The organism is Nonomuraea sp. CA-143628 (genome assembly GCF_050942315.1).
Taxonomy (GTDB): domain Bacteria; phylum Actinomycetota; class Actinomycetes; order Streptosporangiales; family Streptosporangiaceae; genus Nonomuraea.
Genome location: NZ_CP192072.1, coordinates 9,364,397 through 9,383,705 on the forward strand (window position 1 = coordinate 9,364,397; position 19,309 = coordinate 9,383,705).

21 protein-coding genes are annotated in these 19,309 nt (G+C 68.4%); 11 read left to right on the forward strand and 10 right to left on the reverse strand.

What is annotated here, in order from left to right; all coding sequences use genetic code 11:
• Positions 1–76: 76 nt before the first annotated feature.
• Positions 77–868 (forward strand): acetoacetate decarboxylase family protein, encoded by a 792-nt coding sequence (locus tag ACQP2T_RS42590; RefSeq protein ID WP_433510524.1) that lies wholly within the window; start codon positions 77–79, stop codon positions 866–868.
• 10 nt (positions 869–878) lie between these two features.
• Here the strand turns inward: ACQP2T_RS42590 and ACQP2T_RS42595 are convergent, their stop codons facing one another.
• Complete coding sequence (locus ACQP2T_RS42595; protein WP_433510525.1) at positions 879–1,394, reverse strand: HAD domain-containing protein; 516 nt, start codon at positions 1,392–1,394, stop codon at positions 879–881.
• Positions 1,395–1,445: 51 nt separating this feature from the next.
• Entirely contained in the window at positions 1,446–1,997 is a 552-nt protein-coding gene (locus ACQP2T_RS42600; protein ID WP_433510526.1) for a helix-turn-helix domain-containing protein, read from the reverse strand.
• A gap of 74 nt (positions 1,998–2,071) precedes the next feature.
• Between ACQP2T_RS42600 and ACQP2T_RS42605 the strand changes: the two genes are divergently transcribed.
• Positions 2,072–2,917, forward strand: coding sequence for an alpha/beta fold hydrolase (locus ACQP2T_RS42605; RefSeq protein WP_433510527.1), 846 nt, complete (start codon positions 2,072–2,074; stop codon positions 2,915–2,917).
• On the opposite strand, the gene ACQP2T_RS42610 is transcribed toward ACQP2T_RS42605, so the two are convergent.
• The gene (locus ACQP2T_RS42610) at positions 2,850–3,443 is read right to left on the reverse strand and encodes an ATP-binding protein (RefSeq protein WP_433510528.1); all 594 of its coding nucleotides are present in this window, start codon (positions 3,441–3,443) and stop codon (positions 2,850–2,852) included. The two genes, ACQP2T_RS42605 and ACQP2T_RS42610, sit on opposite strands and share 68 nt — an antisense overlap.
• Positions 3,444–3,641: 198 nt before the next feature.
• On the opposite strand from ACQP2T_RS42610, the gene ACQP2T_RS42615 reads away from it, so the two are divergent.
• The 4 genes from ACQP2T_RS42615 (at position 3,642) to ACQP2T_RS42630 (ending at position 7,235) form a co-directional block, all read left to right on the forward strand.
• Positions 3,642–4,424 (forward strand): helix-turn-helix domain-containing protein, encoded by a 783-nt coding sequence (locus tag ACQP2T_RS42615; protein WP_433510529.1) that lies wholly within the window; start codon positions 3,642–3,644, stop codon positions 4,422–4,424.
• Positions 4,415–4,636 carry a DUF397 domain-containing protein gene (locus tag ACQP2T_RS42620; protein ID WP_433510530.1) on the forward strand — a complete coding sequence of 74 codons (222 nt, stop codon included), beginning with the start codon at positions 4,415–4,417 and terminating at the stop codon, positions 4,634–4,636. The genes ACQP2T_RS42615 and ACQP2T_RS42620 overlap by 10 nt, the downstream gene beginning before the upstream one ends.
• 722 nt (positions 4,637–5,358) lie before the next feature.
• Positions 5,359–6,081 (forward strand): MerR family transcriptional regulator, encoded by a 723-nt coding sequence (locus tag ACQP2T_RS42625; RefSeq protein ID WP_433510531.1) that lies wholly within the window; start codon positions 5,359–5,361, stop codon positions 6,079–6,081.
• Positions 6,082–6,116: 35 nt separating this feature from the next.
• Positions 6,117–7,235, forward strand: a complete 1,119-nt coding sequence (locus tag ACQP2T_RS42630) for a serine hydrolase domain-containing protein (RefSeq protein WP_433510532.1) — start codon at positions 6,117–6,119, stop codon at positions 7,233–7,235.
• Here the strand turns inward: ACQP2T_RS42630 and ACQP2T_RS42635 are convergent.
• Positions 7,201–7,473: a hypothetical protein gene (locus ACQP2T_RS42635; RefSeq protein WP_433510533.1), complete on the reverse strand. Its 273-nt coding sequence runs from the start codon at positions 7,471–7,473 to the stop codon at positions 7,201–7,203. The genes ACQP2T_RS42630 and ACQP2T_RS42635 overlap by 35 nt on opposite strands.
• A 317-nt stretch (positions 7,474–7,790) precedes the next feature.
• On the opposite strand from ACQP2T_RS42635, the gene ACQP2T_RS42640 reads away from it, so the two are divergent.
• The gene (locus tag ACQP2T_RS42640; protein ID WP_433510534.1) at positions 7,791–8,708 is read left to right on the forward strand and encodes an aldo/keto reductase family protein; all 918 of its coding nucleotides are present in this window, start codon (positions 7,791–7,793) and stop codon (positions 8,706–8,708) included.
• A 39-nt stretch (positions 8,709–8,747) separates the two neighbouring features.
• Here ACQP2T_RS42640 and ACQP2T_RS42645 read toward each other — a convergent pair whose 3' ends face one another.
• Positions 8,748–10,187, reverse strand: a complete 1,440-nt coding sequence (locus tag ACQP2T_RS42645) for a dihydrolipoyl dehydrogenase family protein (protein WP_433510535.1) — start codon at positions 10,185–10,187, stop codon at positions 8,748–8,750.
• A 1-nt stretch (position 10,188) separates the two neighbouring features.
• Positions 10,189–10,749: a hypothetical protein gene (locus ACQP2T_RS42650; RefSeq protein ID WP_433510536.1), complete on the reverse strand. Its 561-nt coding sequence runs from the start codon at positions 10,747–10,749 to the stop codon at positions 10,189–10,191.
• Between the two features lie 127 nt (positions 10,750–10,876).
• On the opposite strand from ACQP2T_RS42650, the gene ACQP2T_RS42655 reads away from it, so the two are divergent.
• Together ACQP2T_RS42655 and ACQP2T_RS42660 are read left to right on the forward strand one after the other, a co-directional pair.
• Positions 10,877–11,479, forward strand: coding sequence for a TetR/AcrR family transcriptional regulator (locus ACQP2T_RS42655; protein WP_433510537.1), 603 nt, complete (start codon positions 10,877–10,879; stop codon positions 11,477–11,479).
• Between the two features lie 126 nt (positions 11,480–11,605).
• Entirely contained in the window at positions 11,606–12,763 is a 1,158-nt protein-coding gene (locus ACQP2T_RS42660; protein WP_433510538.1) for a glycerophosphodiester phosphodiesterase, read from the forward strand.
• A 42-nt stretch (positions 12,764–12,805) separates the two neighbouring features.
• Here ACQP2T_RS42660 and ACQP2T_RS42665 read toward each other — a convergent pair whose 3' ends face one another.
• The 3 genes from ACQP2T_RS42665 to ACQP2T_RS42675 form a co-directional block, all read right to left on the reverse strand.
• Positions 12,806–14,002: a hypothetical protein gene (locus ACQP2T_RS42665; RefSeq protein WP_433510539.1), complete on the reverse strand. Its 1,197-nt coding sequence runs from the start codon at positions 14,000–14,002 to the stop codon at positions 12,806–12,808.
• Complete coding sequence (locus ACQP2T_RS42670; RefSeq protein WP_433510540.1) at positions 13,999–14,517, reverse strand: SigE family RNA polymerase sigma factor; 519 nt, start codon at positions 14,515–14,517, stop codon at positions 13,999–14,001. Before ACQP2T_RS42670 ends, ACQP2T_RS42665 begins: the two co-directional genes overlap by 4 nt.
• Before the next feature lie 268 nt (positions 14,518–14,785).
• Entirely contained in the window at positions 14,786–15,430 is a 645-nt protein-coding gene (locus ACQP2T_RS42675; protein WP_433510541.1) for an acyl-homoserine-lactone synthase, read from the reverse strand.
• Positions 15,431–15,614: 184 nt separating this feature from the next.
• On the opposite strand from ACQP2T_RS42675, the gene ACQP2T_RS42680 reads away from it, so the two are divergent.
• Both ACQP2T_RS42680 and ACQP2T_RS42685 read left to right on the forward strand, forming a co-directional pair.
• Positions 15,615–16,052 carry a hypothetical protein gene (locus ACQP2T_RS42680; RefSeq protein ID WP_433510542.1) on the forward strand — a complete coding sequence of 146 codons (438 nt, stop codon included), beginning with the start codon at positions 15,615–15,617 and terminating at the stop codon, positions 16,050–16,052.
• Between the two features lie 90 nt (positions 16,053–16,142).
• Positions 16,143–18,377 carry an Orn/Lys/Arg decarboxylase N-terminal domain-containing protein gene (locus ACQP2T_RS42685; protein WP_433510543.1) on the forward strand — a complete coding sequence of 745 codons (2,235 nt, stop codon included), beginning with the start codon at positions 16,143–16,145 and terminating at the stop codon, positions 18,375–18,377.
• Between the two features lie 35 nt (positions 18,378–18,412).
• On the opposite strand, the gene ACQP2T_RS42690 is transcribed toward ACQP2T_RS42685, so the two are convergent.
• Positions 18,413–19,255 (reverse strand): hypothetical protein, encoded by an 843-nt coding sequence (locus ACQP2T_RS42690; RefSeq protein WP_433510544.1) that lies wholly within the window; start codon positions 19,253–19,255, stop codon positions 18,413–18,415.
• Between the last annotated feature and the right edge of the window lie 54 nt (positions 19,256–19,309).

Sequence of the window (19,309 nt, forward strand, 5' to 3'; positions counted from 1 at the left end):
CCATTGTTGGTCACGAGTCGCTCGCGGTCGAGGCTCACTGTGAAATGAAGCGCATCGTCCCTTTTGGAGGCATTCCATGCTGCACGGCTACACCCTTCCCCTCTCCCCGCGCGGCGAGGCCAACCTGGTTGGCGCACCCCCTTGGCACTATGCGGGTGACGTGGTCGGGGTGGAGTTCTGGACCAGCTCCGAAGCCGCGGCCGCCACGCTACCTCCGGGCTTGACTCCGGATCCGTCCGCATCCGGACATGCCACCGCCATGTTCATCGACTGGCAGTTCTCGGCCGCCGGCCAGGACTACCTTGATCCGGTACGCAGCCAGTACCGCGAATTCATGGTCCTCATCGATGCCATGTGGCAGGAAACGCCCGTCGCCTGGTGCCCGTACATCTACGTCGACAACGACGCCGCTCTGGCCCGCGGGTGGATCCAGGGCTTCCCCAAGAAGCTCGGAACCGTACACCAGACCAGGGCCTTCGCCGCGCAGGGTCCGGCCACGCCGCAGGTCGGCCCGGGCGGCCGGTTCGCCGCCACCGCCTCGGCCGCCGGACAGCGCATCGCCGAAGCCCTGGTCACCTTGGACCAGCCCGTCCCCGACGCGGCGGCGTTGCTGTCCCGGCCCACCGTCAATCTGCGCCACTTTCCCCAGCTCAGCGCCGGCCGGCACGACAAGCCCGCCGTACACGAGTTGGTGATGGCCGTCTTCGACGACGTCCGAGTCGACAACGCCTGGATCGGTGCGGGGGAACTGTCCTTCCTTCCCGCACGTGGTGAGGAATTGGCGGCGCTCGCTCCGGTACGCACAGGGATGGGATTCCGCGCGTCCCTGTCCTACACGGTCAACGACCTGCACGTTCTCGACAGCTGAGTTTCGCGGGTCACGAGTTGCTTGACGTCTCCCGAAGCCAGGCGTCAAGGATGGCGAAGTCCTCGTGGGTGAGACCGTTCGCGGAGTCGACGCGGTGAAGAAGGGCCGGTCCGCGATGGTGTCTGGCGACCCATATCCGGTCGAGGTCGGTGATCTCATCGTCGACCCAGACGAACGGACGGCCGGCGGCGGTCTCGACGAGCGCTTGTGTCTTCCAGTGCAGCACACCGGGGTCGTCTTCCTCCGGGGCATCCGGAAGATCGGCCACCGGAAGCTCCGGCAGGCCGAGCAGTGGAGCGATCACCTCATTGGCGTCGTGCATCCACGCCGTGGCCCAGACGAGCTCGCAGGACAGCGCCAGCAACCGCGGGCTGTGCGCAAGATCGAGCTTCGCCAGCTGCGGATTGGCCGCGTCCTGCCATGCCGCCCACTCATCGAGGGATGACGGGCGCCGCCCGCCTCCATGGGGCAGGAGCGTCCCGTCGACGTCCAGGAACAGCAGTGGGCGCTGGACAAGATCGGTCATGGCCGCACAATATCGGCCGGAGTGCGCGCTTTGCGTCGGGACCGACAGCGACTAACCACCGACTTCAGGCGCGGGCGGCTGCTCCGCAGGGAACAAGATCGCACTGAGCAGGTACGGCGTGCGGCCCGGCGAGGGCGTGTTGGCCAGCCGGTCGCGCAGCACCACGAGGAGGTCGGCCAGCATTTCAGCGAGCTCGTCCGGGCTCAGCCAGACGGTGCCCTGCCGATAGGAGACCGAGTCGGCCTCCGGGCTGGCGCCGTCGCGGTCCAGATAGGCGTTGAACTCGGCGATCAGGACGGCCATGGCCGCGGCGAATCCCCGGCGGTGGTCGTCGAGCGACATCGTGGCGGCCTCGCCGGCGCCGATCCTGGGCCGGTCCTGACGCAGCCGGTAGCGGCGCTCGACGGCGCCGCGCACCCGCTGCTCGCCGTCCACTTCCAGGAATCCTCCCTCGGTCAGCTGGGCGACCTGCCGGTACATCGTGATCTTCGGCACCTCGGGCATGCGGGCGCACATTTGCGCGATCGTCAGCGCGCCCGCTGCGGACAGGGCGTGCACGATGCGCAGCCGCACCGGGTGCAACAGCTGCTCGACAGGATCCATGGCTCAACGATTTCATATGAGATACCGTTATCCAAAATGAAAACGTTGTGCTCGAAGGACTCGAAGGAGGAGCCATGCGAGACGCCCCCGGACAGCTGGTGCCCGTCAACGGCCGGACCGTCTATGTCGAGGAGTCCGGCCAGGGGCAGGACTGGGTGGTCTTCGAGGCGGGCAGCGGCTGCGGCCGGACCTTCTGGGACCCGGTGCTGCCACCACTGGCCGGCAAGGCGCGGCTGGTGACCTACGACCGCGCCGGGCGCGGGCTCAGCGGCCGTACCACCCAGCAGCTCGGCATCGATGACCTGGCCGCCGACCTGGTCGCGATGACCGAGGCCGTCGTCCCGGGCGAGTTCGTGATCGTCGGGCACAGCATGGGCGGGCTGGTCGCCCGCCGCGCCGCCGAGCGCCTGGGATCCCGGCTGCGGGGGCTCCTGCTGGTCGACCCCACACCGGAGACCTCGCCGGTGTACGACGCGTGGGACCAGACCACCAAGAAGATCGACCGCATGCTGGCCGTGACGCAGACGCTCAGCCGCTTCCGCCCTCTGGCGCGGCTGTTCAGCGGCAACATCCGGCCCTTGTTCTCCGCCGACACCTACGAGGCCATGCTCGCCGAGAATTTCAGCCCCGCCGGGACCGCTCAGACCCGCAAAGAGATGCAGGCGGTGGCCGACGCCATCCCGCGATTCCGCGCCCAGCCGCCCCAGCTCCCGAAATGCCCGACGATCGTGCTGTCGGCGGCGCGCGCCGCCAAAGGGCGGGAGCGGCAGAACGCCGCCATCCGCGAGCACCAGCGGCGGTACGCCGAGACTCTGCCCGACGGGCGTTACGAAGTCGTCGACTCGGCGCACTTCATCCAGGCCGAGCAGCCGCACCTCGTCGCCGACCGGATAGGCCGGCTCCTCGGCCGCGACTCCTGATCACGCGTGCGCTTGCCTGATCGACGATCTGCTCTGGCGCGTCCAGGCATGCCATGCTCGCCGCGACAGGGCCCAGCTCGAACCATATGGTCCGGCCGACCCAGTGCCTTCTGACGCCCCATTTCGTCGCCACGGCCGCCAAGATCTGCAGCCCTCGCCCGCCGGTCTCGTTCGCGTCGTCGCGGAGTCGCGGCCCCGTCCACCAGCCCTGGTCGCTGACCTCGACACGGATCCGGCCGCCGCCACCGAGCCACATGCGGACGCGAAAAGCTCCGTTTCTCCAGCGGCCAGAAATAGTATGCCTTATCGCATTGGTGGCGATTTCGCTGACCAGAAGCCGTACGTTATCCAGAAGGTTCGCATCGTCGGCGGCTTCAGGCAGCTCCCTGACCAGCCAGCTAGCGGCATAAATCCGCACATCGCTAACGACCTCGGGGCGTCCGGGAAACCGCATGTCGCCGACGATCCGCATGCCGACTTCTGTCATTTTTACCACCCATTTCCCACCCGTCGTGGTTTGGCGCATCCCACCATCGCTCGCGCCAGGATCCTGTTATGAGAATTGCCACTTCAAACAGTGCAGGCAACGGGCTACATTGTGTGGGGAAAAAATCCCAGAGCGGTCCCAGACTTCTCCTGGCATCAAACCAGAAGAGCTGGAACAGTCGCGGCCACAGGGGGATCGATGCCAGCACCCAAAGAGCTCGACCCAACCATCGGACCAATGGCACGCTTCGGTGCCGATCTACGGAAATACCGATACGCAGCTAAATGGACTCAGGCGCAGCTCGCCGAGCGCATCGGCTACAGCAAGAGTCGTATTGGCAACGTAGAACGCGGAGACGAGAAGCCCACGCGCGAACTGATCGAGCTCTGCGAAAAGGCGCTGGGGCTGGACGGCGCGCTGCTCACGCACTGGCCGGCCATCAGCGGCAACCGGATACCCCAGTGGTATCGGCAGTGGCCACCGATCGAGCGAAAGGCGGATCAAATCATCAGTGTTGCCCCATTGATCGTGCCGGGGCTGGCACAGACCGAGGAGTACGCTCGTGCGATCTTCGCCGGGGAGCCACAAACGACACCGGAGCAGGTAGAGGAAGCCATCCAAGCCCGATTGGAACGGCAAACTATCTTCAACCGGCCTATTCCTCCCCAATACCTCGCTGTCGTGGACGAAGGCATCCTGTATCGTCCAATTGGCGACGGCTCCGTGACCCGCCGTCAGCTGGAACACCTGATCGCCATGGCCGAGAACAACTGGTTCAGCGTCCAACTCGTCCCATACGAAGCTCTGTGCACGGCAGCCCTGGTGGGGCCGGTCGTTCTCGCCCAGGAGAATGGAGTGACGATCGCTGCGTATGTCGAATCCGCTCTCCACGGTCACGTCATCGACAAACCCGCCGAGATCAAGCGACTGGTGGATCGGCTCGAATGCATACGCAAGGCGGCACTTCCCGAGTACCTGTCGATGCAGCGGATCAAGGGGAGAGTGGCAGCATGGAGTTGAGCGAGAAGATCGGGCTAGAGATCGCGAGCCCCACCGGATGGATCACCGCGTCCAGCGGTCAGGGCGGCGAGTGCCTGGAAGCCAAGCATCTGTCCGACGGCCGCGTCGCCCTACGCGACACTGAGCAACCGGACGCCGAGCCCTGGGTGGTCCGCCGGGCGGTCTGGGACAAGTTCGTAGCAGGCGCGAAGAACGGAATCTTCGACTTCTAACGCCATCAACCATGCGGCCCCCGACAAATCCATCGGGGGCCGCACCCGTTGATCACATCCCTCTAGGCCGGATGTCGGCGTTTGGTATGTGCGGCGGCTTTGTCGAGCTCCTGAGTACGGGGTTGAGGAACCCAGGAACAGCGGTTGGCGCTGAGAATGATCATGGTGCGGGAGGCGGTACCGGGTCTCGATGTGGTGAAGGTGCAGCGGGCGGTTGGCGGGGGTTCTGGGACGATCCGAGGCATGGTGCGTGGTGATGGTGGCGGCAGGGACGGCCGGGGTGAGCCTGAGTAGCGGCCGGTGAGCGACGTGGACATGATGACCGCGGTCGTGCTGGAGCAGTTGGGTGTCAACCGTGAGCAGTTGCGGACCCTGGAGCCGGCGCGGCGTGGGCATCAAGACCTTGGCGGGGACGCTGGCCCGGCAGGCGAACCAGTTCCCGGACGCGTCGCCGGTGCAGGTCCGCCGGGGACGCGGGCGCGGCATCGCTGGCCTCGGCCGCCCGGGAGACCGGCCTGGACCTCGTCGAAGCCCTCGCCCAGCTGGCATGGGCGACCAAAGGCTCCCCCTCCTCGCCGCCGGCGCCGGGCCGGACCCCATCACCCCCGCCGGCGGGCTTCGCGTCACGGTACAACTACCCGCCGCACCACCATTCGGCGCCAGACGTACAAAACGCTAGGCTCAAGATCTCGAACCAGAGCGCGCGTGCTAGAGGGGCTGGATTGCTGACCATCGGGCAGCTGGCCGCACGGGTGGGCGTGACCATCCGTGCCATCCGGCATTACCACCAGCGTGGCCTGCTACCCGAGCCCGAACGCGACGCCTCGGGTTACCGCCGCTACGGCCCGCGAGCCGTGGTCGATTTAATCCGGATCAAGACGCTGGTGGCCGCGGGCGTGCCGCTCGCGCGGGTCGAATACTTGCTCGCCGGCGGCCAGGACAAGTTCGCCGCCGCGATCGCGGAGATCGACCGGCAGATGGCGGCCAAGGTTGCCGAGCTGGAGGAGCATCGCGCCCGGCTGGCCGAGCTGGTCGCCGGCGATCGGCTGTTCCTGCCGCCGGAGGTGATCGAGCTCCTCGACCGGCAGCGGGCCCTCGGGGTGAGCGAGCGCATGAACGACATCGAGCGCGACTCCTGGATCATGATTACCGCGCTGGCGCCCGACCAGGTGCTGGAGTGGGCGGCCACCAAGAACGCCGCCTTGGAGGATCCCGAGCTCGTCCGCCTCTACCTGGCCATGGACCAGGCGTGGGACTGGCCGGCCGACGATCCGCGACTCCCGGGACTGGCCGAAGCGATCATGGCCTGGGACGGTCGCAACCCGCGGCGAGATGAGGCACCGGAGGGACTGGCCGCCCTGATGAACTCCAACGCGTTCGGATCCTCGCCATCCTGGGCGCGGCTGCGGAGGCTGATGGCCGCTCGATCCGCGAAACACCCTTGACATTGACCCTGCGTCAGGGTTCGAGCATCGGATCCATGACGAACTCAACGACATCGAAGACGTACGACCGATCGGTACTGGAGGCCGACCTGAGGGCCATCCACGACCAGGGCGTCCCCGGGCTGCTCGCCGCGGCGCACACCGGACGGGAGCTGCTGACCGTCCGGTACGGCGTGGCCGAGCTCAATTCCGATCGGCCGATCGCCTACGACAGCTACTTCCGGATGGGCAGCACGAGCAAGACGTTCACCGCCACCGCGGTACTCCAGCTCGTGGGCGAGGGAGTGCTCACGCTTGATGACCTCGTCGAGGACTGGCTTCCGGGGGTGGTCCATGGCAACGGCAACGACGGCACCAAGATCACTATCAGGCGGCTGCTCCAGCAGACCAGCGGGCTGCCCGAATACATGTACGATGTGCCGATCTGGTCGGCGAAGGACTTCCGGGAGCATCGGTTCGACTCCTACACCCCGGAGGAACTCGTCGCCATCGCCATGCGGCACGAACCCAACTGGGTGCCGGCACCAGGCGACCAGCGCTGGAGCTACTCCAACACCAACTACATCCTCCTTGGAATGATCCTTAAGAAGGTCGCCGGAGCCGAGCGATCACAGGTGGTGACGGATCGGATCATCCGTCCCCTCGGACTCGATCACACCTTCATCCCAGGGGATGATCCCCGGCTTCCGGAGCCGCACCCGAAGGGCTACACCGAGTTCCCCGACAGTACCGAGCCGGTGGAGACGACCGAGTGGAACCTGACCCCGGCGGACGCCGCGGGCGATCTCGTCACCACGGCGGCCGACCTCGTCCGGTTCTGGCAGGCTTTGCTCGGAGGCGAACTCCTCGCGCCCGCTCAGCTCACTGCGATGAAGGAGACCGTCCCCGCTCCCGAATGGGACCCCGTCTTCCCCGGCGCGTCCTACGGCCTGGGAATCGCTCGGTTCCGGTCTCCCTGCGGCCCGTACTGGGGCCACGCCGGAAACACCCCCGGCCACACCGCCCACAGCGGCTTCACCGAGGACGGCCGCCGCGGCATGGTGCTGTTCACGACGTTCTGGGCACCGAACGAGCACGCCCTCCCGATCGAGAAGCTGGTCAATGACGCGATGGACCACCTCATGTGCAGCGCTGACGGCCCACGCACGAGATGAGGGATCGATGCCGTACGGCTGGCGCGTCACGCCATTCCGGTCGATGCCCTTGCCAGCCGTCCGGTGTCCCGGGATCGGCGCTGTAGTACTCGACGCTGACCCCGGCCAGCGTCGCGACCTCGCCTCGGCGCAGGCCGGGCACGCGCCGCTGCCCGTACGCGGGCAGACCCGCCTCCTCCGGCGTGATCTTGTCGCGGCGGGATCTCAGGAAAGTGCAGACCTCAGCCGGGTTGTCCATAACCCCAGCACAGGAAGGACGTAGCGGCCAGTTAGGGCGCGTGAAGGCCCAAGGTAAACCGGGCTCCCGGTCAAGAAGGCCCGCGAAGGAGTCCCTAGCAGCACCCCCATGTCTCGCCGTAGGACCCGCCATCCGGCATTAAAGTCGGAATCAGATCACTCGTTGGCGCAAACACGCAGGCCACACGGGCCGGCGGCGCCGCCGGCACAGCAGCATGCTCCTTCCAGGCAACACGCCGAAGGTGACGACGACAACCAGGCCGCCAACGCGCGCACCACCGTCATGGCCGCAACCCGAGCACACATCCAGGAGGACCCGTGACCACCTCACACAGCAGGACACTCGCACCTGGGGTCGACATCCCGCTCCTCGGGTTCGGCACCTACCTCATCCCCGACGCGGAAGCCGCCGACGCCGTCGAGGCGGCGCTGCGCGCCGGCTACCGCCACATCGACACCGCGGAGGTCTACCAGAACGAACGCGGCGTCGGTGAAGGCCTTCGCCGCGGGATGGCCGCCGAAGGACTCACCCGCGAGGACCTGTTCATCACGACCAAGCTGTGGCCGGGAGACGGAGACGAGTCCTTCAAGTCGACGCAGCAGGCCGTCGACGCCTTCGAGGAGAGTCTCCGGAGGCTCGGCCTCGACCACGTCGACCTGTACCTGATCCACGCGCCGTTCAACCGGGCGCAGCGGCTGGAGCAGTGGCGTGCGCTGGTCGAGCTGTACGAGAAGCACAAGGCGCGGGCGATCGGCGTGTCCAACTTCAGTGCCGCGCACATCGAGGAACTGACCGCGGCGGGCCTCCCCTTGCCACACGCGAACCAGATCGAACTACACCCGTGGTCTCAGAAGCCCGAACTCGTGCGCTTCCTCGACGAGAACGGCATCGTACCCATCGCCTACAGCAGCTTGGTGCCACTCTCGACCTGGCGGACCGCCCCGGGCCATCACAGTGGCAAGACGGATGAGATGCGGGCCGACAGCGCCAGTGGAGATTCGCCGTTCAAGCTCCTTGCCGCCAAGTACGGGGTCACCGAGGCGCGGCTGTTGCTGCGGTGGGGCATCCAGAACGGGTACCCGGTCCTGCCCAAGAGCACCAACCCCGCACGTATGCGGGAGAACGCGGACTTGTTCTCGTTCGCCATCGACGACGAGGACATGCGGGCCATCACCGCGATGGACCGCGGCCAGGGCGTCGCGTGGGGATCATCCGACCCCACGCACGCCACTTGATCGCCGCACTCAACCCATCGCAGCCTGGTGAGCGTACGGTCAGCGGCCGTACGCCTCCAGCAGCCGCAGCCACACCTCGCTGACCGTGGGGTACGACGGAACCGCGTGCCACAGCCGGTCCAGCGGAACCTCGCCGACAACCGCGATCGTCGCGGCGTGCAGCAGTTCCGCGACGTCCGGACCCACGAGCGTGAAGCCGACGATCACTTTCCGGTCCTCGTCGACGACCATGCGGGCGTGCCCCTGGTATCCGTCGGCGTGCAGGGCGGATCCGGCGACGGCGCCCAGGTCGTAGTCGACGACGCGGATCCGTGTCCCGGCGGCCTCGGCGGCGGCCGCGGTCAGCCCCACCGACGCGATCTCCGGATCGGTGAAGACCACCTGGGGCACCGCGCGCTCGTCGGCCGTGGCCGCGTGCCGGCCCCAGCGGCCGTCCTCCACCGCCTCGCCCTTCGCACGCGCCACGATGACGTCGCCGACCGCGCGGGCCTGGTATTTGCCCTGGTGGGTCAGCAGCACTCGCCGGTTGACGTCACCGGCGGCGTACAGCCACCCGTCACCGATCGGTGCCCCGTCCTCCCCGACCACGCGCAGCGTGTCGTCCACCGTGAGCCAGGCGCCCGGCGTCAGGCCGACGGCGCCGAGACCGATGTCCTGGGTGTTCGGTGTCCGGCCGATCGCCACCAGAACCTCGTCGGCCTCGACCTGCTCGCCGTCGGTCATCGTGATGTGCGCCGTTCCGGCCTCGTCGCGGTGCACCGATGCGGCTTCCGCGCCGGGGCGCACCGACACACCGGCCTCCCGCAACGACTCGGTGACCCGCTCGCCGGCGAACGGCTCGGCCAGCGGCAGCACACCGTCACGGACCAGCATCGTCACCGAGGCCCCCAGGGCGGCGAAGGCGGTGGCCATCTCCGACGCCACCACGCCACCGCCGATGATCGCGAGCCGCCCGGGGACCGCGCTCGCGGCGGCCGCCTCCCGGCTGGTCCACGGCGCGGCCTCCCGCAAACCGGGAATGCCGGGCAGCAGCGCGCCGCTTCCGGTCGCGATGACCACCGCGTGCCGGGCCGTCAACGTGATGGCGACGCCGTCGTCGCCGGTCACCTCGACCACGCCCGCGGCCACGATCCGGCCCTGGCCACGGTGCAGGGCGATCGCGGCCGAATCGAGCCAGCCGACCTGACCGTCGTCCTTCCAGTCCGAGGCGAAACGATCCCGCCGGCCCAGCACCGCGGCCGCGTCGAGACCACCGGTCACCGCCTCGCGCGCACCCGGCACCTGACCTGCTGCCCGTAACGCCGCCGCGCTGCGCAGCAACGCCTTGGTCGGCATGCAGGCCCAGTAGGAGCATTCCCCGCCGACGAGCTCGCGCTCGACGACGGCGGCGCTCAAGCCGCCCCGCACCACCCGGTCGGCGACGTTCTCCCCGACCGGACCGGCCCCGATGACGACGACGTCGTACGTTGTGCCGTCCACGTCAGTTCCCCTTCGCGGCGCGGCCGAGGCGGAAGGCCGAGATGAGGAAGAAGACGCCGCCGGGGATGGCGTAGCCGGCCGCGTTGGCCAGCGTCGGGTTGGCCGCGGCGGCGCCGACGACGAACGACGCACCGGCGAGTACGGAGATGCCGCCGCTGATGATCATCGGCCACTGGCCGCCCATCCTGCGCCGGGTGACACCCACGATCAACTGGACCAGCCCGGCGACGACCGCCCAGGCGCCCCACACGCGCAGCACCGCCGGGATGCCGGACGCGCAGGCGATGGCCACACCGATGGCGGTGATCAGGCTGACGGCGACGTTCACGTACAGCAGGGCAGGTGATCCGGTGGCGCGCGACGCGCGGGCGTCGATGACGGCGGCGGCCACGTCGAACAGTGGGTAGAGCACGAGCAGGGTGACGGCGAGCGGGCCCAGGTTCGCGGCGGTCGTGAACATCGCGAGGGCCCAGACGATGGCGAACGCGAACCGGACGAAGTACAGCCGCCGCAGCGCGGACGCGGTCCCGGAAATACCGGGCGACGCGGCGATGGTGCTCATGTTGATCCTTTCAGCGGATGAGCGCTTCAGCGTTCCTCGGGTAGACAGAACGTTCTATCGCGGCACAGCATGGCAATCTGCGGCACGGTCTGTCAAGACCGAACGTTCTATCCGCTAGGCTGGCGACATGCCCACCGCACCCGAAGGCCGGCCGTCCGAAGCGCGGTCCCGGCTGCTCAACACGGCCACCCGGCTCTTCTACGCGGAGGGCATCCACTCCGTCGGCATCGATCGCATCGTCGCGGAAGCGCAGGTGACGAGGGCCACCCTCTACCGGCATTTCCCCGGCAAGGAAGACCTTGTCCTCGCCTACCTGAACGAGGTCGACCGGGCCATGCGGGGACAGGCGGACGAGGCCGTCACCGCCGGGCTACCGGCCGCCGGCACCATCCGGGCCCTCAGCGAGTCCATCGCCCAAGGCATCCAGTCCGCCGGATTCCGGGGATGCGCCTTCCTCAACGCCGCCGCCGAATATCCCGACCCGGAGTCCCCGGTGCACAAGGCCGTGCTCGCCCATCGCGAATGGTTCCTGGACACGGTCACGGAGCTGCTGGCCAAGATCCAGGAGACCGGCGCCGAGCCCGCCGCCCGCCACTTCGTGATGATGCGCGACGGCGCCATGGCCGCCGGCTGCCTGTTCGACCCGGTGCTGATCTGCGAGACGTTCCTGCACGGAGTCGAGAGGCTCCTGACGGTCTATGCCGCCACCGACTACAGCGACCCAGCCTGATGGGGATGGCTCGTCACCGGAAATTCCGCCGTTATTGGCCCATAGCTAGATTTCGGTCATTACCATAATCCCTCGCGGTGATCATCGGTGAGAGTCTCCGGTACAGATGCCGCAGGGAGTTCCAACGTGCGGAAGATCGCAGCCACCACCCTCGCCGTCCTCGCCGGAATCGGAGCTGGAGCCGGCACAGCTCCAGCAGCAGCCCAGTCCGCACCCGACCGGTCCCAGATCGTCATCATCGGCCACCGCGGCGCGGCGGGCCACCGCCCCGAGCACACGCAGGGCGGCTATGAGCTGGCCGTGGCCATGGGCGCCGACTGGATCGAGCCCGACCTGGTGCCGACCAAGGACCACAAGCTGGTCGTCAGGCACGAGAACGAGATCTCCGGCACCACCGACGTGTCGCTGCGCCCCGAGTTCGCCGCGCGCAAGACCACCAAGGTCGTCGACGGGCGCAACGTGACCGGGTGGTTCACCGAGGACTTCACCCTGGCCGAGCTGAAGACGCTGCGCGCGGTCGAGCGGCTGCCCGCGATCCGCCAGCGCAACACCGTGTACAACGGCTACTACCAGGTGCTCACCTTCCAGGAGGTGCTCGACCTGGCCAAACGGCTCTCGCGCCAGTACGGCAAGCAGGTCGGCGTCTTTCCCGAGACCAAGCACCCGACCTACTTCAGGTCGATCGGGCTGCCGCTGGAGGAGCCGCTGATCGAGACCGTCAAGCGCAACGGGCTCAACCGGCCGGACAGCCCGGTGGTGGTGCAGTCGTTCGAGCCGTCCAGCCTGAAGCGGGTGGCGAAGGAGCTCCGCGTGCCGCTGTGGCAGGCCCTGGGCACCACCGGCCAGCCGTACGATCTGACCGCCGCGGGAGACCCGACGACCTACGCGGACATGATGAAGCCCGAAGGGCTGGCCAAGATCGCGCAGTACGCGAAGTGGATCGGGCCGGACAAGTCATCGGCGATCCCGCTCAACCCGGACGGCAGCTCGGGCACCCCGACGACTCTGGTGTCCGACGCGCACAAGGCCGGGCTGAAGATCGGCGTGTACACCTTCCGCAGCGAGAACCAGTACCTCCCCCTCCAGCTCCGTCGCGGCCAGACCCCGACGGACCACGGTGACGCGCTGGCGGAGTACCGGGCGCACATAGACCTGGGCGTGGACGCCTTCGTCACCGACTATCCCGACGCCGCCGCCCTGGCGAAGGCTGAGCAGGGCAAGCCGCGCGAGCAAGTACAGCCGAAGCAGTTCGACAACGGCCTGCCGGAAGAGGGGCAGGAGTAGCCAATTACCCCGCCTCCCGGCCGGCCGGGAGGCGTCCACACGTCACAGGGTCCCGGGGTTGCCGGGGAGCACGATGGCGAAGAAGTCCTGGGCGGTGTAGGTGGCGAGCTTCCTGGCCTGGCCGGTCTTGACGTTCACCGCGTAGGCGGTGAAGGGAAGGTACGGAGGTTCCAGGGTCGAGACAGGGTCGGAGGGGCCGCTCTTCTTGCACACAAGGGTCTGGGCAAGGGCGGTGACCTCCTGAGGGCCGGTCCAACCGCGCAGATAGACGCGATTGCTGGTCGTGAACAGGCCCCGTATGGGGACCCTCCGGGCCACCTTGCCGGTTTCCCGGTCCAGCTGCACAAGATCCCGGCCGCTTCTGAAGCATCCGGTGCCGGGCACCTCTTCGCTCTCCACCGCGATGACGGTCTTCCCATCGGGACCGAGCCCGCCGACCAGGTAGTCGCCGGTGACGTCGACGGTCTTCACGATGACCGCCTTGGCCGGTTGCCAGAGGCCGGAGATGGTCCGCAGCCGCGTCCTGCCCGCGTGCTCCGCCAGGGTGATCGTGCCCCCGTCCGAGGACAGGCCGATGGGATTCCCGCCGTTCGGCAATGGCTGGACCCTGCGCTCGCGCATGTCGAACAGCATGGCCGGGTCCTTCAGCGGCGGTCTCTTGGTGAAGGCCAGGAAGCGGCCGTCGTCCGACAGCAGGAGATGGGCGATGCTGCCGAGCTGGGCCTTGGACACCTTCGCCGGGGCCATCAGCACGGATCCGGAGGCGAGGTCGCGCACCGCGAAGGTGCGGGCCCCGACGTCGTAGTAGGCGATCTTGCTGCCGTCCCCGCTGATCGCCAGGGGGCTGGTCACGAGAGTGGGCTGGGTACCGCGCAGGGCCTGCGCCACTCGGTAGGTCCTGCCGCTGCGGGTGACCACCCGCCAGCCACCGTCCACGCACCCGGCCGGCACCTCGCCGCTCTGCGGATGGCAGAACGTCATATAGGCGTGGCTCAGTGGCTCCACCCCGCGGGCCGGCAGGTCGGACACCGCCTTGGGGTCGGTGGCCGCCTCCGGCTCCGCCGGCAGCAGTCGTACGACGGCCGTCGCGGCGAGCGCGGCGGCGATGACCGCGGCGGCCGCCACGAGCGGAGCGATCCTGCGCCGCCGCCGCTCGCGGGTTCTGATCGTCCGCTCGGTCAGGTCCACCTGGGGCGCGTCGTCGGCCACGTCGTTCAGCGCGTCTCGCAGCCAGGTCATCGGTGTGCCCCCTTCAGCTCTTCCATCTCGGCGAACTTCGGTGCCAGCTCCGGCGCGAGCGCCCGTAATCGGGCCAAGGCGTCGTGAGTCTGGCTCTTGACGGTGCCGAGTGAGCAGTTCAGCAGCCTGGCGGTGTCGTGTTCGGTGAGATCCTCGTAGTAGCGCAGGACGATCACCGCCCGTTGCCTGGGTGGCAGCCGCGCGAGCGCCTGCCGCATCGCGAGCCGGGCGATCGTGGACTCCTCGCTGGAGTAGGGCCGCTCCGGTGGCTCGGCGATCGGCAGCTCAGTCGTCCAGACCAGCCGACGACGCCAGGAGATGTACTGGTTGACCAGCGCCTTGCGGGCGTACGCCTGAGGGCTGGCCAGCTTGGGCCAGCGCCCGAGCAGCTTGACCAGCACGCTCTGCAGCAGGTCCTCGGCGTGGTGGGCATCCCCCGTGAGCAGATACGCCGTCCGCATCAGCGACTGCTGGTGTACGGCCATGAACTCGCGGAAGCTGTCATTGTGGTCCAAGACGACTCCTCTCGCCGTTAGCGACGCGGTCCGGCGGGCGAAAGGTTGGGCCGAGGCAGTCGTTCAGTGTCTCAGGAGATCGGAAACCGGGCGGCGGCGTTGGCGTGGCCACTGGGTTCACTCATGCCGACGCCCCGGCCTCCAGCGAGACCGGGGCGTCTTCACCCGTACGTTTTGGTGCCTCAGGGCCCCCGACTGAGGCATGTCGAGATTATTCCTCCAAGTCCGTTTTGTACAGCTTTTCGCAGATGGAGCTGCCGTAGCGCCCTCAGCGCCGCCCGTCCAGGCAGTGCGGATCCCCTTCCGGCACGGGGAGCGCGTTCTCCAGGAAATCCCTGGTCGACGTGGTGTAGGCCGAGCAGAGAAGCTTGCCGAAGCGGGTCGCCTTGCCGTCGCCGAGGCGCCGGGTACGAACGCCCATGGCATGCACACTGCGTTCCACGGCCACGCTGGAGACCGCGACGATCGTGTCACCGCGCCGGTCGACCCAGCGGAACGCCTCCCAGAGCAACGCGCGGGCGCGGGGACCGAAACCCGCCACCACGCTACGGGACCAGGCCCGAGCGGTGGCCAGGCGGCTGAGCTCCCAGACGGCCGGATCGTGCGGAGCCGGGTCACCACGTAACGCCTCGGGGAAGACATCGCGGAGCATGTAAGGGCCATCGCTGGGCAGCAGGCGGCAGCACCCCGTGATCTCCCGGCAGCGTTCCGCATAGCTGATCACATAGACCGGATCGCAGTCGTCGAAGGAATCGCGCTCCCTTCCGTGGAGGCTGTGGACGTCCCAGCGGAGGCGTTCGTGGAACACCTCGTGACGCAGGCGGAACATACCGTCGAGCAGCCATGCCGGCAGTTCGCCCGCACGGCCGGCGACGATCTGTTGCGTGCATTCCCCCACCGACGGATCGTCCATGTGCACCCTCCGCGAAAGAAGCGACTCTGGTGATCGCTTTTCTTTCCGTCATTCGCGGAATCGCGGTTTCCGGATGGCAATTGACGCAATCGCCGGCGACTCGTCAGAGCGCTGAAAGCGCATTGCAGGCGGCGTGCCCGTCAATGGTTACGCATACGGTTCACGCCGTCACCAAGGAGATCCGATGAAGCGCATCATCCGTACCATGCTCGGAGTCGCCGCCACCGCCGGCATCCTCGCCCTGGGCGTCCCGGCCTTCACCGGCGCCGCGAACGCGTCGACCATGTCCACCACGTCCGCCACCTCGTCCGCCGGTCTCAGGCAGGGTCAGTCCTTCCTGTTCAATTACACCTTCAACGGCCATCTCAAGGTCGCCGGCGGCAATTTCACGGTCGATCACCGGGTCTACCTGGTCGTCAAGTTCAACACCGGCCGGGTGGCGTTCTCCAAGTGGGAGATCGCCCGGACGCACCCCATCACTCCCGGCGGGGCCATTTATGTGGAGACGACGATCGCGGCGCCCTGCGCGCCGGGCAACAACGGCTACGCCCGCGCGTATGACGAGGCCACCAGGACATGGTCTCCGAAGCTGCCGGTGACCATCTGCCAGCGGATCGACTGACCTTCGCAGGACCGGCCGGGCACCCTGAGTGACGATCAACGACTCAGGGTAAAGAGCGGAGCGACAGTCCCCCCGGCCATGGAGTTTCGCATGGAACGTACGGTTCTCGCCGCAGTCGCCGAGCGCCCCGACGCCGACACGGCACTCGCCGAGCAGATCCGCCGCGTCGGCGCGGCGATGGACGGCCTCGGCGTCCAGGTGCGCTGGACGCATCGCACGCAGGACGCGCTGGCGGTGATCGGCTCGGACGCCTCACTGTCCGGGATGCTGGCCGACTGGGACGCGCCCGGCGCCGATCAGGTGCTGGGCGCGGTCACCCAGCGCTTCCGCGGCCTGCCGGTCTTCCTCATGACCGCCGAACAGGAGCTCCCCCTGTGGGTGTACGAGGTCATCCAGGGCTATGTGTTCCCACTTGAGGACACACCCGACTTCATCGCCGGCCGCATCGCGCACGCCGCCGAGGAGTACGCCGAGCGGATCCTGCCGCCGTTCTTCCGCGCGCTGCGCAAGCTGCAGGACCACCACCAGTACTCCTGGCACACCCCGGCGCACGCCGGCGGCGTCGCGTTCCTGAAGTCGCCGGTCGGGCGGGCGTTCTTCGACTTCTACGGCGAGCGCCTGCTGCGCACCGACCTGTCCATCTCCGTCCCCGAACTCGGCTCACCGCTGGACCACACCGGCCCGATCGGCGAGGCCGAACGCAATGCCGCCCGCGTCTTCGGCGCCGACCGCACCTTCTTCGTGATGAACGGCAACGCCACCGCCAACCGCATCGTCGGCCACCACGCCATCGCCCGCGACGAGACTGCCCTGGTGGACCGCAACTGCCACAAATCCCTCCAGCACGCGCTGACCATCAGCGGCGCCCGCCCCGTCTACCTGGTGCCAGAACGCAACGGCCTCGGCCTGGCCGGTCCCATCCCGCCCGCCGCGCTGCGGGCCGACGCCCTGCGCGCCCGCCTGGCCGGCCACCCGCTCGCGCGGACCGACCCGGCCTACGCCGTGATCACCAACTCCACGTACGACGGGCTCTGCTACGACGCCGTACGGGTCGCCGAGCTGCTGAGCGAGAGCGTCCCCCGCGTGCACTTCGACGAGGCGTGGTTCGCCTACGCCCGCTTCAACCCCCTGTACGCCCGCCGCTACGGCATGGCCGTGGACGAGCGGACGCTGCCGGGGCCGCGGCGCCCCACCGTGTTCGCCACCCAGTCCACGCACAAGCTCCTGGCCGCTCTGTCGCAGTCGGCGATGCTGCACGTCCGGTCGGCCGATCGTGCCCCGGTGGACTACGAGCGGCTCAACGAGACGTACCTGATGCACTGCTCCACCTCGCCGCTCTACCCGATGATCGCCTCGCTGGACGTGGCGGCGGGGATGATGGACGGTCCGGCCGGGCCGTACCTGACGGGCGAGGCCGTCATCGAGGCGGTACGGTTCCGGCAGGCCATGGTCCGGCTGGCCGCCCGCATCCGGGAGGACGGCCGGCGGCCGGACTGGTACTTCGGCGTCTGGCAGCCCACGCATGTCACCGACCCCCACACCGGCCGGCCCGTCTCCTTCGCCGAAGCCGACCCCGTCCTGCTGAGCACGGATCCGGCGTGCTGGACGCTGGAGCCCGGCGCCGCCTGGCACGGCTTCCAGGGCCTGACCGACGGCTACTGCCTGCTCGACCCCATCAAGGTGACGATCACCTGCCCCGGCGCCGACGCCGCAGAAGGCACGCTCGACTGGGGCATTCCCGCTCGGATCGTCGCCACCTACCTGCGGGAGCGCGGCATCGCCGTGGAGAAGACGGGGGATCACACGCTGCTGGTGCTGTTCTCGATGGGCATCACCAAGGGCAAGTGGGGCACGCTGATCGACGCGCTCACCGACTTCAAACGCGCCTACGACGACGACCTGCCCCTGGCCGAGGTGCTACCGGGCTTCGGCCCGCCGGCCATCACGCTGCGCCGTTTCTGCTCCGACGTACACGACAAGCTCCGCGCGCTCGAACTCGGCGCGCTCCTCGACCAGATCTTCACCACCCTCCCTCAGCCCGTCCGCACCCCGGCCGACAGCTACCAGGCCCTGATCCGCTCACGCACCGAACGCGTCCCGCTCGCCGACCTGCCCGGCCGTGTCTCGGCCGCCACGGTCGTGGTCACGCCGCCGGGGATCCCCATGCTGATGCCCGGGGAGGCGACCGGGCCGGCCGACGGCCCGCTGATGGCGTACCTGCACGCCTTGGAGGACTTCGACCGCTCCTTCCCGGACCTGGCCACCGACATCCACGGCGCGCACCGCAGCGACGACGGCCGCTACCACGTCGAAGTCGAACGCTGAGGAGCGGTCACCGGCCGGGCCGGCGCTGGTGGGGTTCAGTCCTCGTGGAGCCTGGCCAGCTCCCCGGCCTCGACGGGGTGCAACGAGCGCAGCGCGGCGAGCAGCTCTTTCTTGCCCAGCGTCGGGCTCTCGATCCGCACCAAGTCGTCGCCGTACCACGCGAAGATGACCTTCTGGGCGCCACTGGAAACGAGCCATGCCCCCGGTGACACCTGCCGGCACTTGTCCTCCTCTGGGAGGTAGTAGTTCAGCGCGGCATAGTCGCAGGCGCCCTTGGGGCTATCCGTGCTCCCTGACTCAACGGCGACGTCAACCCGCGAGACCAAGTCATCGCGGGCGTACCTGAGCTCCAGCCGCCCATCCACGCCCTTCAAGGACCAGAGCTGGTAATCCGGCAGCGTGGGCGCGACAAGCGGGACCCCGGAGCGGGTCAGTCTGTGGGCGCGCGCCGAGTCGGCGAGCACGTCCTGTGCCGACCACACGGCCAGGTACGCCACGGCGACGCCCGCGACCGTCAGGACACGGAGTCTCCGGTGCACCGGCATGACCAGACCGCCCGCGGCCAGGTAGGCGGTCGCGCCCAGAGCCACGAATGACAGACCCATCTGCCAGTCACCCGAGTCCATGGTCTCGGTGGCGCTTACGAGGGGGAGATCGGCGAGGAGGAATATCACGATGACGGCCGGGCCCACCAGACCCACCCCCCACCAGCTCGGCAGACCGCCCCACCAGGACAGGAAGAACCCCAGGCCGGAGGACAGGAAGACCGTCATCAGCAGGTCGAGCATTCCTATGTCGTCTCCCCGCCAGCAGAGGAGGACGAACTGGGCCAGTCCGACCACTGCCCCTACGAGCGCGGCCCGCAGCGATGCGTTCATGTTCCGATCATGTCGAAAGAACTGCGTCCATGGCGGAAATCAGGCGATTTGGTG

Bases quoted from the DNA above. Each gene is read 5' to 3' on its own strand.
- ACQP2T_RS42590 (WP_433510524.1), top strand. From the start codon at position 77: ATGCTGCACGGCTACACCCTTCCCCTCTCCCCGCGCGGCGAGGCCAAC.
- ACQP2T_RS42595 (WP_433510525.1), bottom strand. From the start codon at position 1,394: ATGACCGATCTTGTCCAGCGCCCACTGCTGTTCCTGGACGTCGACGGG.
- ACQP2T_RS42600 (WP_433510526.1), bottom strand. From the start codon at position 1,997: ATGGATCCTGTCGAGCAGCTGTTGCACCCGGTGCGGCTGCGCATCGTG.
- ACQP2T_RS42605 (WP_433510527.1), top strand. From the start codon at position 2,072: ATGCGAGACGCCCCCGGACAGCTGGTGCCCGTCAACGGCCGGACCGTC.
- ACQP2T_RS42610 (WP_433510528.1), bottom strand. From the start codon at position 3,443: ATGCGCCAAACCACGACGGGTGGGAAATGGGTGGTAAAAATGACAGAA.
- ACQP2T_RS42615 (WP_433510529.1), top strand. From the start codon at position 3,642: ATGGCACGCTTCGGTGCCGATCTACGGAAATACCGATACGCAGCTAAA.
- ACQP2T_RS42620 (WP_433510530.1), top strand. From the start codon at position 4,415: ATGGAGTTGAGCGAGAAGATCGGGCTAGAGATCGCGAGCCCCACCGGA.
- ACQP2T_RS42630 (WP_433510532.1), top strand. From the start codon at position 6,117: ATGACGAACTCAACGACATCGAAGACGTACGACCGATCGGTACTGGAG.
- ACQP2T_RS42635 (WP_433510533.1), bottom strand. From the start codon at position 7,473: ATGGACAACCCGGCTGAGGTCTGCACTTTCCTGAGATCCCGCCGCGAC.
- ACQP2T_RS42650 (WP_433510536.1), bottom strand. From the start codon at position 10,749: ATGAGCACCATCGCCGCGTCGCCCGGTATTTCCGGGACCGCGTCCGCG.
- ACQP2T_RS42655 (WP_433510537.1), top strand. From the start codon at position 10,877: ATGCCCACCGCACCCGAAGGCCGGCCGTCCGAAGCGCGGTCCCGGCTG.
- ACQP2T_RS42665 (WP_433510539.1), bottom strand. From the start codon at position 14,002: ATGACCTGGCTGCGAGACGCGCTGAACGACGTGGCCGACGACGCGCCC.
- ACQP2T_RS42675 (WP_433510541.1), bottom strand. From the start codon at position 15,430: ATGGACGATCCGTCGGTGGGGGAATGCACGCAACAGATCGTCGCCGGC.
- ACQP2T_RS42680 (WP_433510542.1), top strand. From the start codon at position 15,615: ATGAAGCGCATCATCCGTACCATGCTCGGAGTCGCCGCCACCGCCGGC.
- ACQP2T_RS42685 (WP_433510543.1), top strand. From the start codon at position 16,143: ATGGAACGTACGGTTCTCGCCGCAGTCGCCGAGCGCCCCGACGCCGAC.
- ACQP2T_RS42690 (WP_433510544.1), bottom strand. From the start codon at position 19,255: ATGAACGCATCGCTGCGGGCCGCGCTCGTAGGGGCAGTGGTCGGACTG.